General features: G+C 71.7%; 13 protein-coding genes. 5 read left to right on the top strand and 8 right to left on the bottom strand.

What is annotated here, in order from left to right:
* Nucleotides 1–76 precede the first annotated feature (76 nt).
* From fxsA to ACFT4A_RS39670, 4 genes are all read right to left on the bottom strand, one after another.
* Entirely contained in the window at nucleotides 77–652 is a 576-nt protein-coding gene (fxsA, locus tag ACFT4A_RS39685) for an FxsA family membrane protein (RefSeq protein ID WP_382840751.1), read from the bottom strand.
* A gap of 77 nt (nucleotides 653–729) precedes the next feature.
* On the bottom strand, nucleotides 730–1,533 hold the full coding sequence (locus ACFT4A_RS39680; protein WP_382840748.1) for a polyprenol monophosphomannose synthase: 804 nt from the start codon (nucleotides 1,531–1,533) through the stop codon (nucleotides 730–732).
* Nucleotides 1,534–2,066: 533 nt separating this feature from the next.
* Nucleotides 2,067–3,668 (bottom strand): amidohydrolase, encoded by a 1,602-nt coding sequence (locus ACFT4A_RS39675; protein ID WP_382840746.1) that lies wholly within the window; start codon nucleotides 3,666–3,668, stop codon nucleotides 2,067–2,069.
* A gap of 66 nt (nucleotides 3,669–3,734) precedes the next feature.
* Nucleotides 3,735–4,175: an Lrp/AsnC family transcriptional regulator gene (locus ACFT4A_RS39670; RefSeq protein ID WP_382840758.1), complete on the bottom strand. Its 441-nt coding sequence runs from the start codon at nucleotides 4,173–4,175 to the stop codon at nucleotides 3,735–3,737.
* A gap of 268 nt (nucleotides 4,176–4,443) precedes the next feature.
* On the opposite strand from ACFT4A_RS39670, the gene ACFT4A_RS39665 reads away from it, so the two are divergent.
* Both ACFT4A_RS39665 and ACFT4A_RS39660 read left to right on the top strand, forming a co-directional pair.
* Nucleotides 4,444–4,878: a hypothetical protein gene (locus ACFT4A_RS39665; RefSeq protein ID WP_382840744.1), complete on the top strand. Its 435-nt coding sequence runs from the start codon at nucleotides 4,444–4,446 to the stop codon at nucleotides 4,876–4,878.
* Nucleotides 4,879–5,053: 175 nt separating this feature from the next.
* On the top strand, nucleotides 5,054–5,302 hold the full coding sequence (locus ACFT4A_RS39660) for a hypothetical protein (RefSeq protein ID WP_382840741.1): 249 nt from the start codon (nucleotides 5,054–5,056) through the stop codon (nucleotides 5,300–5,302).
* Here the strand turns inward: ACFT4A_RS39660 and ACFT4A_RS39655 are convergent.
* Nucleotides 5,265–6,437 carry an acyl-CoA dehydrogenase family protein gene (locus tag ACFT4A_RS39655; RefSeq protein WP_382840739.1) on the bottom strand — a complete coding sequence of 391 codons (1,173 nt, stop codon included), beginning with the start codon at nucleotides 6,435–6,437 and terminating at the stop codon, nucleotides 5,265–5,267. The genes ACFT4A_RS39660 and ACFT4A_RS39655 overlap by 38 nt on opposite strands.
* A gap of 331 nt (nucleotides 6,438–6,768) precedes the next feature.
* Here ACFT4A_RS39655 and ACFT4A_RS39650 point away from each other — a divergent pair, with 331 nt between their 5' ends.
* Nucleotides 6,769–8,001: a glycoside hydrolase family 18 protein gene (locus ACFT4A_RS39650; protein ID WP_382840736.1), complete on the top strand. Its 1,233-nt coding sequence runs from the start codon at nucleotides 6,769–6,771 to the stop codon at nucleotides 7,999–8,001.
* 51 nt (nucleotides 8,002–8,052) lie between these two features.
* Here the strand turns inward: ACFT4A_RS39650 and ACFT4A_RS39645 are convergent, their stop codons facing one another.
* From ACFT4A_RS39645 to ACFT4A_RS39635, 3 genes are all read right to left on the bottom strand, one after another.
* Nucleotides 8,053–8,712 carry a TetR/AcrR family transcriptional regulator gene (locus ACFT4A_RS39645; protein ID WP_382840733.1) on the bottom strand — a complete coding sequence of 220 codons (660 nt, stop codon included), beginning with the start codon at nucleotides 8,710–8,712 and terminating at the stop codon, nucleotides 8,053–8,055.
* A 97-nt stretch (nucleotides 8,713–8,809) separates the two neighbouring features.
* Nucleotides 8,810–8,950 (bottom strand): SCO1431 family membrane protein, encoded by a 141-nt coding sequence (locus ACFT4A_RS39640; protein WP_382840731.1) that lies wholly within the window; start codon nucleotides 8,948–8,950, stop codon nucleotides 8,810–8,812.
* Nucleotides 8,951–9,041: 91 nt separating this feature from the next.
* On the bottom strand, nucleotides 9,042–10,427 hold the full coding sequence (locus ACFT4A_RS39635) for a peptidase C39 family protein (protein ID WP_382840728.1): 1,386 nt from the start codon (nucleotides 10,425–10,427) through the stop codon (nucleotides 9,042–9,044).
* A gap of 195 nt (nucleotides 10,428–10,622) precedes the next feature.
* Between ACFT4A_RS39635 and ACFT4A_RS39630 the strand changes: the two genes are divergently transcribed.
* Complete coding sequence (locus ACFT4A_RS39630) at nucleotides 10,623–11,279, top strand: uridine kinase (protein ID WP_382840756.1); 657 nt, start codon at nucleotides 10,623–10,625, stop codon at nucleotides 11,277–11,279.
* A 433-nt stretch (nucleotides 11,280–11,712) separates the two neighbouring features.
* Nucleotides 11,713–13,575, top strand: a complete 1,863-nt coding sequence (locus ACFT4A_RS39625) for an AAA family ATPase (protein ID WP_382840726.1) — start codon at nucleotides 11,713–11,715, stop codon at nucleotides 13,573–13,575.
* Nucleotides 13,576–13,597 lie beyond the last annotated feature (22 nt).

Raw genomic sequence — 13,597 nt, 5'->3', positions numbered from 1 at the left:
GCCGTACTTCGCGTACGGCGCCCGCGGTTCTTGTCGTGCGCGTATGCGGGCCTCGTGGGCCCGGCTGCCGGGACGCTCAGTGCGTCAGCGGCGGGCGCGGCTCCCTGGGGGCGTCGCCCGGCTCGTCCCTGATGACCTCACCCTGGACGACCTTGCCGTCGGGGCGGTGCATCCGGGCCTGCTGGAACGCCCCGCCCAGGGTGCCCGGGTCGGCCTCGCGGAGCTTGCGCTCGAAGGTGCGCTCGGCGGAGCGGCTCACTGCCTTCTGGACCGGCGGCAGCAGCAGGAGCAGGCCCACCGCGTCCGACACCAGGCCGGGGATGATCAGCAGCAGTCCGCCCAGCATCATCAGGCCGTTGCCCTCGCTGTTCGGCCGGGCCGCCGTCGGCATCGCACCGCCCTGCTGCTGTTGCAGCGCCTCGGAGAGGTTCCGGAAGGCGCGCCGGCCGGCCCGCTTGATCACGACCGAGCCGAGGACCAGGCCCGCGAGCAGGACGAGGAAGACCACCAGCCCGCTGGACACCCCCGCGACCACCGTGAGCAGCCAGATCTCCAGCACGAGCCACGCGGCGAGCCCCAACGGCAGAAACGTACGCAGCCGGGAGCGCCGGGGCCGGGCAGGGGTACTGGGGGTCTGAGCGCCAGTCGTCATGCCTCCAGTGTGCCTGGACCCGGCTCAGTCCGGGATAAGGGCAGATCAGCCGCTCCCGAGAGCGCCCCGGAGATCCGCTAGGACCGGTCCGGCTTGCCGCCGCGCCCCGTGACCTTGCCGACCCGCTCCCCCACGCCCCACGCCGTGACCCGCCACAGCGCCTCGACGAGGATGTCGCGGCTCATCTTGGAGTCGCCGTGCTCCCGCTCGACGAAGGTGATCGGCACCTCGACCACGTGGTAGCCGGCCTTGACCGAGCGACGCGCCAGGTCGACCTGGAAGCAGTAGCCCTGCGAGGCGACCTCCTCGAGGCCGAGGCCCTCCAGGGTCTCGCGGCGGAAGGCCCGGTAGCCGCCGGTGATGTCGCGCAGTGGCAGGTCGAGCGCGAGGCGGGAGTAGAGGCTGCCGCCCCGGGAGATCACCTCACGGGACTTCGGCCAGTTCACCACCCGGCCGCCGGGCACCCAGCGCGAGCCGAGCACCAGGTCGGCGCTCTTGAGGGCGGTGAGCAGACGGGGCAGTTCCTCGGGCTGGTGGGAGCCGTCGGCGTCCATCTCGATCAGTACGCCGTAGTCGCGCTCCAGGCCCCAGCGGAAGCCCGCCAGGTAGGCGGCGCCCAGGCCCTCCTTGCCCTTGCGGTGCAGCACGTGGACGTGGTCGTCCTCGACCGTCAGCTCGTCGGCCAGCTTGCCCGTGCCGTCCGGGCTGTTGTCGTCGGCCACGAGTACGTGCGCCTCGGGGACGGACTCGCGCACCCGGCCGACGATGCTCTTGATGTTCTCCGCCTCGTTGTAGGTCGGGATGATCACCAAGGCCGTGCCGAGCGGGCCGAACTTCCTCCCCTGGGCTCCTGCCGCGAGGGTTCCGTCGCCGTCGTTCACTGATGCCCCTTCAAGTCCGTACGCAGGGATCCACCATAGTGGGCCCGGCCTGCGATGACGCGACAGGACGTTCGAACGGTGGTGTCGAATCCGCGAGGCGGGGGTAAGAATGCGCTTTCGCGGGCGAGCGTACGGGCGGATGGGGGCCCGGCGCCCTTCGGGCCGACCTGGGACCCGCTGGCTGCGGATCGACCGAAAGCCGTTGTCTACTGAACGTCCGGGCCCCTCCCGGGTCACACCTCCCCGACCGGCCGGAACGTTCCCTCGGCGCTGTACCGGCCTGAGCCTGGCTCCCAGTGGCGGTGCCCGGTGCGGCACACCGTCCCTGACCCGGCGGCGCTGCGGCGAGTGCGCGGACGTTCCCGGTCGGGCGTCCGGTGGTGGACTCCGCAGAACCTACCGGCCACCTGCGGCCGCCTGTCAACAGCCGTTTGACCTGCGCATTGTCCGGCAAAGGCCTGGTCAGTGCGGAGGATGCGCAGGTCGCGCGCCGGGGGCGCGGCACTCGATCGCATGCGCGCCACCCCCGTAGATCACTCGCCCGGCCGTACGAAGACCGTGCGTCCGCCCACCACGGTGCGCAGACAGACGGGCAGGTCGCGGCCCGGGGTCAGGTCGGGCAGACCCGGGGTGCCGGAGCGGGGGTCCGTCGACCAGCGGGCGACCCGGTCGTCCGGGGCCTGCACCACGAGTTCGCCGGTGCCCCACACCGCGTAGTCGGCGGGGGCGCCCGGGACCAGGACGCCCGCGTCGTCCCGTCCCACGGCCCGCCAGCCGCCGCGCGTGTGCGCCGTGAACGCGGCGCGCACGGAGACACGGTGCTCCGGCGTGCGGTGGAAGGCGGCGGCCCGGACCGTGCCCCACGGGTCGAGCGGGGTGACCGGGCTGTCGGAGCCGAAGGCGAGCGGGACACCGGCGCGCAGCAGGGCGGCGAACGGGTTCAGCGCACTCGCCCGCTCGGCGCCCAGCCGCTGCGCGTACATGCCGCCCTCGCCGCCCCACAGGGCGTCGAAGGCGGGCTGCACGGAGGCGGTGAGGCCGAGTTCGGCGAAGGCCGTGATCGCGTCCCGGGTGAGCATCTCGGCGTGCTCGACGCGATGACGGGCGGCTCGGACGCGGGCGAGGCCCAGCTTCTCGGCGGCGGCGCGCACGCCCTCGACGACGGCGTCCACCGCCGCGTCGCCGATGGCGTGGAAGCCGGCCTGGAGGCCCGCCTCGGTACAGGCGACGACATGGGCGGCCACGGCGGCGGCGTCCAGGTAGGCATTGCCCCGGTGGCCGGCGTCGGCGTACGGCTGGTGCAGGCAGGCCGTGTGCGAGCCGAGGGCGCCGTCGACGAACAGGTCGCCCGCGGCGCCGATCGCGCCCAGCTCCCGCGCCTTGGCGACGTCCTGCTCGGCCCAGTAGCCGACGACGCGCGGCCCGGGCTCCTCGGCGGCGAGGCGCAGCAGGCCGGTGAAGTCGTCCTCGGAGGAGATCTCCGGGCCGGCGCACTCGTGGACCGTGCCGATGCCGAGCGAGACGGCGTGCGCGAGCGCGGCGCGCTGCGCGTCGAGGCGCTGCTGAGGCGTTACGCCCGCGAACGCGGCGGCCCGTACGGCGTGGTGGGCGTCGGCGGTGAGGGGGCCGTCCGCGCGGGCGACGTCGGGAACCAGGTCGAGCAGGGCGGTGCTGACGACGGCCGAGTGGACATCGATCCGGCTGAGGTAGAGAGGCCGGTGTCCGGTGGCCTCGTCCAGCTCCGCACGCGTCGGGGGGCGGCCGCCGGGCCAGCGGGCGGCGTCCCAGCCGTGTCCGAGCAGGACGCGGTCGTCCGGGCGGGAGCCGGCGAAGTCCCGTACGAGGGCCAGGGCGGCCTCGAGGGAGGGAGCGGCGGACAGATCGAGGCCGGTGAGCGCGAGGCCGGTGGCAGTGGTGTGCACATGCGCATCGGTGAACGCCGGGGTGACCAGCGCGCCGTCGAGGTCGATCACCTCGTCGACGCCGTCCACGAAGGCGTCGGCGGCCCCCTCAGACCCCACCCAGGCGATCTGCCCGCGTTCCACGACCATCGCGGTGGCGAACGGATCGGCGGGGCTGTGCACCTCTCCACGACGGAGCAGGACGGTCTTCGACGGGGCGCTGGACTCACTCATGGACAACAGTCTCGCGCCTGACCCCGATCACTCCGAACAAGGGTCGCCCTCTACGCCCGACGGCGATCAGATCCGCGGCGGCCGCGCCTCGTACGGCGTGGACAACGCCACCGTCGTCCGTGTCGAGACCCCCGCCAACGACCGCACCCGGGCCAGCAGTTCCTCCAGCTCGTGCGGCGTCGCGACGCGCACCTTGAGGATGTAGTTCTCGTCTCCCGCGACACTGTGGCAGGCCTCGATCTCCGGCACGCCCGCGAGCCGCTCCGCGATGTCGTCGGGCGCGCTGGGGTCGAACGGTTTGACCGAGATGAACGCGGTCATGGGCAGCCCGACGGCCTCCGGGTCGACGACCGCGGCATAGCCGCGGATGACGCCGCGCTGCTCCAGCCGGCGCACCCGCTGGTGCACGGCCGACGTGGAAAGACCCGTGGCCTTGCCCAGGTCGGTGTAGCTCATCCGCCCGTCCTTGACGAGCAGCTGCACGATCTGTCGGTCCAGCTCCTCCATGGCGCAAGAACCTACAGTGCCGTTGATCTCCTCGGATACCTGAGCAGCCCAGGTCATGCCCGGTTTGTGATGTGGCCGGAAGTCGACGGTCAGCCGTCCGGGGGACAAATCCACCACAGCGGGCACCTGCGCGCGGCATGTGACGAACGCCACAGGGCTCGAACGGTCTCCGTGATGCTCTCGTGATTACCGCCGAGAGGGGACGGGAAGTGCTTGCTGTGGCCGAGGCCTCAGTGCCTGAACGGCCCAGTCCGAGGGGGAGAACCCAATGCAGAGTCTTAAGCGCCCTGGTCGCACCGCGCCCAAGAGGCCGCAGCTCGTAGTCGAGCCCGAGCCGGAGGGCGTCGAACCCGACGCCTTCGACGACGAGCTCGACTTCTACGACACCTTCGAGATGTTCCGGGTCGTCTGCCCGGACTGCGCTCAGCCAATCGCGTTGCTGGCGGACGAAGAGGTTCTGCCGGAGCACGCGCTGTGCGCCTCGCCGTGGAACCCGTTCGGACTCACGGTCTGTGCCGGCACCGGCCGCAAGGCCACGGAAGCCCGCCCCGCGGACGAGTCCGCGGATCCTCAGGAGCAGGACACCGCCCTGCTGTTGACGCTCCCTCAGGGGCTCGACTGGCGGACCCAGCCCTTCTCGCACGTCGGCGGCCCGGGCTCGCGCCCGATCAGGGTCCCCGTCATGCGCCCCGAAGCAGCCTGAGCGCGGGCCTTCCCGGCCCTCTCGCTCCACCCCGGTGAGTGAACCGCACCACGGCTCGCAGTGTGCCGTGGTGCGGTTCGGTGTGTCCGGAGCGGAGCGACAAGGGGGCAGCCCTGAACGCACGCCCGATTCCACCATCCGGTGACCTGTCCGGCCTCCGCCGCGTTGCCCTGGTATGACCCCCATCTCGTCAGTGACCGGGCGTCAGCGCCTCCTCTTCGTCCCGGCACCCGCAGAATCGGTTCGGCCGCCCGCGCCGCGCTACCAGGACCCGCCGATCTACCGCGACCTGATGCGGACCTGGGCCGAGGGCGGCCGCACCCTCCCGGGCCGGCACGACCCGGAGTGGATGCGGCTCGCGGCGCCCTGGCGGGGCCTCGACCAGTTCAGCGTTCCTCTGGACCCACGAGATGGCGGGCGATGACCATCCGCTGGATCTGGTTGGTGCCCTCGACGATCTGCAGCACCTTGGCCTCGCGCATGTAGCGCTCGACCGCGAAGTCGGCGGTGTAGCCGTAGCCGCCGAGGATCTGCACGGCGTCGGTGGTGACCCGCATCGCGGTGTCGGTGCAGTGCAGCTTGGCCATGGCCGCCTGCCGGGCGAACGGCCGGCCCGCGTCCCGCAGCCGCGCCGCCGCGAGGTAGAGCGCACGGCCCGCCTCGATCTGCGTCGCCATGTCGGCGAGCATGAAGCGCAGCCCCTGGAAGTCGGCGATCGCCTTGCCGAACTGGCGCCTTTCGGCCGCGTACGCCAGCGCCTCGTCGAGCGCCGCCTGCGCCACGCCGATCGCGCACGCCGCGATGCCGAGCCGCCCCGAGTCGAGCGCGGACAGGGCGATCGCGAAGCCCTGGCCCTCCTCGCCGATGCGCCGGTCGTCGGAGATCCGCACGCCGTCGAAGTGGACCTGGGCGGTGGGCGAGCCCTTCATGCCCATCTTCTTCTCGGGCACCGCCGCGCTCACCCCCGGCGCGTCGCCGGGCACCAGGAACGCGGTGATCCCGCGCGGGCCCTCCTCGCCGGTGCGCGCCATGACCGTGTAGAAGTCGGCGATCCCGCCGTGGGTGATCCAGGCCTTGGTGCCGGTGATCACCCAGCCGTCGCCGTCCCGCACGGCCTTGGTGCGCAGGGCCGCCGCGTCCGATCCGGAGTGCGGCTCGGAGAGGCAGTAGGCGCCGAGCATGCCGCCGCCGAGCATCCCGGGCAGGTGCTCGACCTGCTGCTCCTTGGTGCCGTAGGCGGCGAGCGCGTAGGAGGACAGGGTATGCACGCTGACACCGAGGCCGACCGTGAGGCGGGCCGCGGAGAGCTCTTCGAGGACCTGGAGATAGACCTCGTACGGCTGGTCGCCGCCTCCGTACTCGGACGCGTAGGGCAGGCCGAGCAGCCCGGAGTGCGAGAGCAGGGTGAACAGGTCCCGCGGGAAGCGGCCGGTTTCCTCCTCCTCGGCCGCCTTCGGGGTGATCTCCTGCCGCGCGATGTCACGGACGAGCGAGATCAGTTCCCGGGCCTCCTCCGTGGGCAGTTGTCGGTCCACCGGCTGCGGGGCGCGGTCGGGCATGGCGACGCTCTCCTCCCTGTCGGGCACTGGCGGACGGGCCCATGGGTGGGGGCGGCGCCGCCGGGTCGTTCTGCTGCCTGGCCGATGCTTGCAGTCCCGGGTCTCGGAAGCTGCTGACCAGCGGCTGTGCGCAGTGAGTATGCCCGATCGGAGGCATCCCGTCACCAGTTAACGACCGCTTACTTCAGGTAATAGCCGAGCGCATCCGCCGGATCGAAATTGGTCCGCACCATTGACCGAACTGGTCTAGTCCTCCTACCGTTTCGCTTCACCGATTCATCGCGTTCATGCCAATCGGCACGCGTTCCCTCTCCCCACGAGGAGACACCGGATGCACACCCCCCACCGCTCCCGCTTCCGGACCATCGTGTCCGCGGCCTGTTGCGCCGTCCTCGGCGCCGGTCTCCTGGCCGGCGCGGGCACCTCGACCGCCACCGCGGCGACCTCGGCTCAGGAGGCCGCCGGCTCCAAGGTCATCGGGTACTTCACCGAATGGGGCACCTACGACCGCAAGTACCACGTCAAGAACATCGAGACGTCCGGCTCGGCCGCGAAGCTCACCCACATCAACTACGCCTTCGGCAACGTCACCGGCGGAAAGTGCGCGATGGGCGACGGCTACGCGGCCACCGACCGGGCCTACACCGCCGCCGAGTCCGTCGACGGCAAGGCCGACACCTGGGACCAGCCGCTGCGCGGCAACTTCAACCAGCTGCGCAAGCTGAAGCAGAAGCACCCGAACCTCAAGGTCCTGTGGTCCTTCGGCGGCTGGACCTGGTCGGGCGGCTTCGGTGAGGCCGCGAGGAACCCGGCCGCCTTCGCCCAGTCCTGCTACGACCTGGTCGAGAACTCCAAGTGGGCAGACGTCTTCGACGGCATCGACATCGACTGGGAGTACCCGAACGCCTGCGGCGCCACCTGCGACACCAGCGGCAGGGCGGCCTTCCGCAACCTGACGCAGGCCCTGCGCGCCAAGTTCGGCTCCGGCAACCTCGTCACCGCGGCGATCACCGCCGACGCCACCCCGGGCGGCAAGATCGACGCGGCGGACTACGCGGGCGCCGCCCCGTACGTCGACTGGTACAACCCGATGACATACGACTTCTTCGGCGCCTGGGACACCGCCGGCCCGACGGCCCCACACTCTCCGCTGACCTCGTACTCCGGCATTCCGAAGGCGAACTTCCACACATCGGCGACCATCGCGAAGCTCAAGGGCCTCGGCATCCCCGCCTCGAAGCTGCTGCTCGGCATCGGCTTCTACGGCCGCGGCTGGACGGGCGTCACCCAGTCGGCCCCCGGCGGCACCGCGACCGGACCGGCGGCGGGCACGTACGAGCAGGGCATCGACGACTACAAGGTGCTCAAGGCCAAGTGCCCGGCGACGGGGACGGTGGCCGGCACGGCGTACGCCAAGTGCGGGAACAACTGGTGGAGTTACGACACCCCGGCGACCATCGGGACCAAGATGACGTACAAGAACCAGCAGGGCCTGGGCGGCACGTTCTTCTGGGAGCTGAGCGGCGACACGGCGAACGGTGAGCTGATCAGGGCCATCAAGTAAGGCGGGGCGATGCGGGGGCGGAGGGACCGTGACGGGCCCTCCGCCCCCGTCTCACGCGTCCTGGCGGGCGGCCGCCTGCGGGGCCGGGTAGGCGGGGTCCAGGTCCTCGATCGCCCGCAGGGCGCCGCCGAGGCCCTTCACCAGCAGCTCGCACATGGTGTCGCGGGGCAGTTCGGGGCGGTCGATCCATTCGAGGGTGGCGCCCTCGACGCTGCACACCCAGGCCAGCAGGCCCATCCGCGCCAGCGGGGTGATGTCGACGCGGCCGTACGCGCCCTCGGCGATGGTGGCGACGATGGCCTCGCGCACACCGTCCCGGATGGCGTGCACCTCGGTGTCGAAGCCGACCCCGCCGCTGATGATCGTGCGGTACGCGGCCTGGTGGTTCTCGGCGTAGCGCAGGTAGCTGTCGATCGTGCGCTGGACACGGTCGACCGGGGGCAGTTCGAGTCCGCTCGCCGCCAGGGTGACCAGGTCGGTGACCGAGTCCTGGATGATGGCCAGGTAGTAGCCCCGCTTGGACTGGAAGTAGTAGTAGATGAGCCCCTTGGCGACGTGCGCCTGCCGGGCGATGTCGTCCATCGAAAGGGCGTCGTAGGACGTGTCGGCGAACAACCTCCGGCCGATGGCGATGAGTTCGGCACGGCGCGCCAGCGAGCGCTCGGTGCCGCGAGCTCTGGGGCGCGCGGCAGGCTGTTGACTGATATTCAATTTCGACCCTGGTTCCAGGCGGGCGAGGAGGGACATCCGCAGTATGGCAGGTCGCAGGGCCGGGTCGTGGGTCAGGTCACAGCGCTCCGGGCCGGGGTCAGAGCAGCCCGAGCCGGGTCACGAGCATGGCGACGACCACGACGAGCGTCCAGCCCACGATCTGCTCGACGATCTTCGGGCCGTCGTCCTTGGGTCCGCCCGTACGGACACCGGCGGCGGTGACTGAGTGTGCGGTCATGACTTCTCGCTGATCCTTCGAGGCGGGCGGACTTCCCCCGGATTTCCGCCCACCTTGCCACCCGAAGCGGCTTTTGCGGCCGAGAGCTTCGTCACACGCGCACGCCCACGGCTGTCAGCGCCTTGCGCTGGGCCGCGGTCGGGCGCGCCGGGAAGTACAGGTAGCAGACGCCGCCGGTGCCGGAGACGACCTTGCCGGAGGCGTTGTACCGCTTGGTCCGCAGCCAGATGTTCTCCCACTCACGCCGCCGGTAGACGCGCCGCACGGCCTGGTTGCTCGCCGAGGCGGGGTCGTTGGCGATCACGTCGCCGGCGGCGGTGAACCCGATGACGGTCATCAGGTGCCCGGCGGTGCCGTACCCGGCGCCGGTCAGCTCCTCCTTCAGGAAGGACTGGGACGTTATGGCCGGAATGCCCGCCGCGATCAGCCTCTCCAGGTCGGTGAGCGAGCCGAGCCGGGTGACCACGGCCTGGAGGTCCTTGAACGTGGCCGCGTAGGCGGCGTTGAAGGGCCAGTTGCCGCAGCCTCCGTACTGGTGGTCGTAGGTGAAGCGGGCCGCGTGGCACACCTGCGGGTCGGTGAACGAGGGGTCCACCCAGGCCAGCTGCTTCGGGGTGAGCCGGCCGCCCCAGTACTCGATGATCATCTGGGAGGAGGTCGGGCTGCACCAGGCCTCGCCGCCGTTGTCGTACTCGGGGTAGCGGCCCTTGTGGATCTCCTGCGAGTACCGCGGGACGGCCAGTTCCTTCGCGAGGCCGGGCGCGGACGCCGGGACGGTGAACCGGTCGGGGACGTCGGACCCCATCACGCCGAGCCGCCACACGGTGGGCGTGGCCTTGCCGCCGGGCATGCGGTACAGGGTCAGGCGCAGGCGGCAGGAGGTCAGGCGCAGGCCGGTCGCCGGGTCGTCGACGGCCAGCGTGTCCGTCCAGACGGTGCTCTTGCCGTCGCTCTGGTCGTCGACCGAGGTGCGCTTGATGTCCTGGTCGCCGGACGCCCAGCGGCCCATCACGTACCAGGGGCTGCTGGTGCCGTCGGTGTAGGTGGCCTTGAGTTCGGCCTGGATCCAGGTGCCGGCCGGGGTGCGCGCGTTCCAGGAGACGATCGCCTCCGTCGCGGGGACGGCGAGCCGGTGGACGGGGGACGTCCAGGTGCCGTACTCCCAAGGGGCGGTGGTGCCGGTGTGCGGGTCCTTGTAGTCGGTGGTGCCGGCGGGCTTCGCGATCGCCAGGCCCGGGCGGGCGCCCGCGACGGCGCGGGTGCCCCGGGCGGTGCCGCCGCGCCAGTCGCCGTACGAGACCCAGGCCCGGTTGTCCACGGTGCGGGCCGGGACCGCCCGGGCGGGGTGCGCGGTGTCGGTGTCGTGCGTCATGGAGATCTCGGTGTCGGCGGCCGCCGGACCCGCGCTCGCGGTGACGGCGGCGACGACCGCGGCGGCCAGGACGGTTCTGCGGGACGGCTGTTCGGCTCTGCTCATGGCGGGGACCCCCGGATGTCGGAGTCGGGCAGGGGCGGGGCAGGTCCGTTGCACGGTCGGTCGCACATGCGTGTGCGCCACATATGAGCACAGCCCGCCGGGTCCTGCCAGCACTTCGGCCCGCGCCACGCCCACCAATATTGGCGTCGACCAGTGGCGGGAGCCGTGAACCGTCTGGTTAGAGTGCTGCGCGAGATGAATCCGTCCTTCCGCCCCGCGCCGGGGCCCGCCGTCCGTGACCTGGCCTCCCGGATCAGCCGTCTCTCCCCCTCCTGCGGCCCGGTCCGGCTCGTCGGCGTCGACGGGCACGCCGGATCCGGGAAGAGCACGTTCGCCGAGCAGTTGGCCGGGGCGCTCGGCGGCGCACCGGTGCTGCGCCTCGACGACATCGCCAGCCACGAGGAACTGTTCGGCTGGACCGGACGGCTGCTGGACCAGGTGATCGAGCCGCTGGCCGACGGCCGGACCGCGCGCTACGCCCCCTACGACTGGCGGGCCCGCCGCTTCGGCCCTCCCCTCCCCCTGCCGCCCGCGCCGGTGATCCTCGTCGAGGGCGTCGGCGCGGGACGCCGGGCGCTGCGGCCCCGTCTGGCCCTGCTGCTGTGGATGGAGCTGCCGCGCGAGGAGGCCTGGGCGCGGGGACGGTCGCGGGACGGGGAGGAACAGCGGGAGTTCTGGGACGGATGGGTCCCGGCGGAACGCCGGCATTTCGCCGACGATCCCTCGCGGCCCTTCGCCGATCTCCTGGTACGGCAGGGAGACAAGGGGTACGAGGTGTTTCCGGGACCTGCTGGGACGGTTGGACCGGACCAGTTTCTCACGCACGGTGACGGTCCGCCCGCAGTGTGCTGAACTTGTGAAGGCGCTTGCGGTGGAACTTGCCGGAGTGCTTCAACTCGGCTTGACCGGTGGGCCGTACAGGACTTACGTTCTCAATGTGCGGCCATTCGGAGCCGCCCACAGACGCGAAGCCCCCGGTTGTTCCCCCGTGATCGGGGGCTTCGTTCTGTCTTCTTCCGTTTTTCCGGGCCCCGCGAGACGCTGAACGCTCACACTCGGTCACCGTGCGCGAGTGCGCCGCATCCGCTCCCACCTCGCCGAACGGCCCGTGCGGCACCCTTCGGGGGCGCCGCCGCCGCAGGTACGATGCCCTCGTCGCGACCTACGGACGGTTGCTCCGCGCACCTCGCAACTCCGGTCCGTGGCACAGCGTTTCGAGCAGGACAGCCGGCCGGGGGGACGGCTCGTTGGCATACCGACGGGGGCACGGTTCGTGGGGGACGTGATGGACTTCGGCACGCAGGGCCCGCAGGCCCCGGCCGACCTCGCCTGGCTGCGAGGCGTCGATGCCTACACCATGGGCGCCTATCCGCAGGCGGAGGAGGAGTTCCGCGCCGCCGTGCGGATGGACCCCGGGATGGCCGACGGCTGGCTCGGGCTGCACGCGCTGCGCGTCGACACGACGACCGCGCTGCTCAGGATGTTCCGGCACCGGGACCGCTTCGGGGAGCAGCGCTCCCGCTATCGCCGCACCCTCAACTCCTGGTACTGGCTGGGCTGGTGGGTGCAGCCGGTGCTGGAGAGCCCCCGCGACCTGCTGCTCGCGCACGCCTCCCACTGGCTGGACGGCCGCCATGTCCCCGAGCTGGACCGGGCCCTCGCCGGGCTGCCGCCGGTGGACACCGACGCCCAGGTCCGCTTCCTGCACGCCTGCCGCGCCTATCTGGTCAAGGACTGGGAGCAGCTGGTCCGTCACACCGACCCGCTCGTCGACGACCCGATGCTCGGCATCGAGGCGGGGCTCTTCGGCGGCATGGCCCGGGTCCGTCTGGAGATGTACGGCCAGGCCGAACCGCTGCTGTCCGCCGCGCTGATGCGCTGCCGCAGCGAGCAGCCCCAGCGCAAGGAGCTGCGCTACTGGCTGGCCCGGGCGCACGAGGGCACCGGCCGCAGCGCCGCCGCGCTCCCCCTGTACCGGGCCGTGCACCGCGTCGACCCGGCCTTCATGGACACCTCGGCCCGGCTCGCCGCGATCGCCGAGGGCGACGGGTACGACGACTCCACCGACCTCGCGGCGATCACGCTCCCGGGCCTCGGCCAGGACACCGTGGACGGGCCGGACGGCTTCGACCCGCTCTTCGGCACCGAGGGCCGCGACCTGAGGCTGCCCGACCTCGAGCCGCCGGGCTCCGCTCCCCTGCCGCCGGAGACGGACCCGGCCGTGCGCGAGAAGTTCTCCCCGGCACCGTCCCTGCCCGCCGGGCCCACCGATCCCGCCTTACTGGAGGAGGCACTCGCCGAGCTGGAGCGCATGGTGGGGCTGGAGCCGGTGAAACGCCAGGTCAAGGCGTTGTCGGCGCAGCTGAACATGGCCCGGCTGCGGGCCGGGCAAGGACTGCCGGTCCAGCCGCCCAAGCGGCACTTCGTCTTCTCCGGCCCCTCCGGCACCGGCAAGACCACCGTCGCCCGCATCCTCGGCCGTGTCTTCTACGCCCTCGGGCTGCTCGGCGGCGACCATCTCGTGGAGGCCCAGCGGGCCGACCTGGTCGGCGAGTACCTCGGGCAGACGGCCGTGAAGGCCAACGAGCTGATCGACTCGGCCCTCGGCGGCGTCCTCTTCGTCGACGAGGCGTACTCGCTGTCCAACTCGGGCTACGGCAAGGGCGACGCGTACGGCGACGAGGCGCTCCAGGTGCTGCTGAAGCGGGCGGAGGACAACCGCGACCATCTCGTGGTGATCCTGGCCGGCTATCCGGAGGGCATGGACCGCCTGCTCGCCGCGAACCCCGGGCTGTCCTCACGCTTCACCACCCGCGTCGACTTCCCCTCCTACCGTCCGCTCGAACTCACCGAGATCGGCAAGGTGCTCGCCGCGGAGAACGGCGACCTGTGGGACGAGGAGTCCCTCGACGAGCTGCGGTCCATCGCCGGGCATGTGGTCGACCAGGGATGGATCGACGAACTGGGCAACGGGCGGTTCCTGCGGACCCTGTACGAGAAGAGCTGCGCGTACCGGGATCTGCGGCTGTCCGTGTATCCCGGGGTGCTGGGCAGGGAGGATCTGGCGACGTTGCGGCTGCCGGATCTGATGCAGGCGTACGGGGAGGTGCTGTCCGGGCGGGGACCGCAGGCTCCGCCCGGACTGTGAGAAGCGGCGTGGGACGGCCGGC

The organism is Streptomyces sp. NPDC057099 (assembly GCF_042671245.1).
GTDB classification, from domain to species: Bacteria; Actinomycetota; Actinomycetes; order Streptomycetales; family Streptomycetaceae; genus Streptomyces; species Streptomyces purpurascens.
Note: the sequence above shows the minus strand (reverse complement) of the source record. Positions and strands in the feature narration are given on the sequence as shown.

Coding starts and splice junctions, on each gene's coding strand:
- ACFT4A_RS39640 (WP_382840731.1), bottom strand. CDS start 8,950: ATGACCGCACACTCAGTCACCGCCGCCGGTGTCCGTACGGGCGGACCC.
- ACFT4A_RS39635 (WP_382840728.1), bottom strand. CDS start 10,427: ATGAGCAGAGCCGAACAGCCGTCCCGCAGAACCGTCCTGGCCGCCGCG.
- ACFT4A_RS39650 (WP_382840736.1), top strand. CDS start 6,769: ATGCACACCCCCCACCGCTCCCGCTTCCGGACCATCGTGTCCGCGGCC.
- ACFT4A_RS39655 (WP_382840739.1), bottom strand. CDS start 6,437: ATGCCCGACCGCGCCCCGCAGCCGGTGGACCGACAACTGCCCACGGAG.
- fxsA (WP_382840751.1), bottom strand. CDS start 652: ATGACGACTGGCGCTCAGACCCCCAGTACCCCTGCCCGGCCCCGGCGC.
- ACFT4A_RS39675 (WP_382840746.1), bottom strand. CDS start 3,668: ATGAGTGAGTCCAGCGCCCCGTCGAAGACCGTCCTGCTCCGTCGTGGA.
- ACFT4A_RS39630 (WP_382840756.1), top strand. CDS start 10,623: ATGAATCCGTCCTTCCGCCCCGCGCCGGGGCCCGCCGTCCGTGACCTG.
- ACFT4A_RS39625 (WP_382840726.1), top strand. CDS start 11,713: ATGGACTTCGGCACGCAGGGCCCGCAGGCCCCGGCCGACCTCGCCTGG.
- ACFT4A_RS39670 (WP_382840758.1), bottom strand. CDS start 4,175: ATGGAGGAGCTGGACCGACAGATCGTGCAGCTGCTCGTCAAGGACGGG.
- ACFT4A_RS39665 (WP_382840744.1), top strand. CDS start 4,444: ATGCAGAGTCTTAAGCGCCCTGGTCGCACCGCGCCCAAGAGGCCGCAG.
- ACFT4A_RS39660 (WP_382840741.1), top strand. CDS start 5,054: ATGACCCCCATCTCGTCAGTGACCGGGCGTCAGCGCCTCCTCTTCGTC.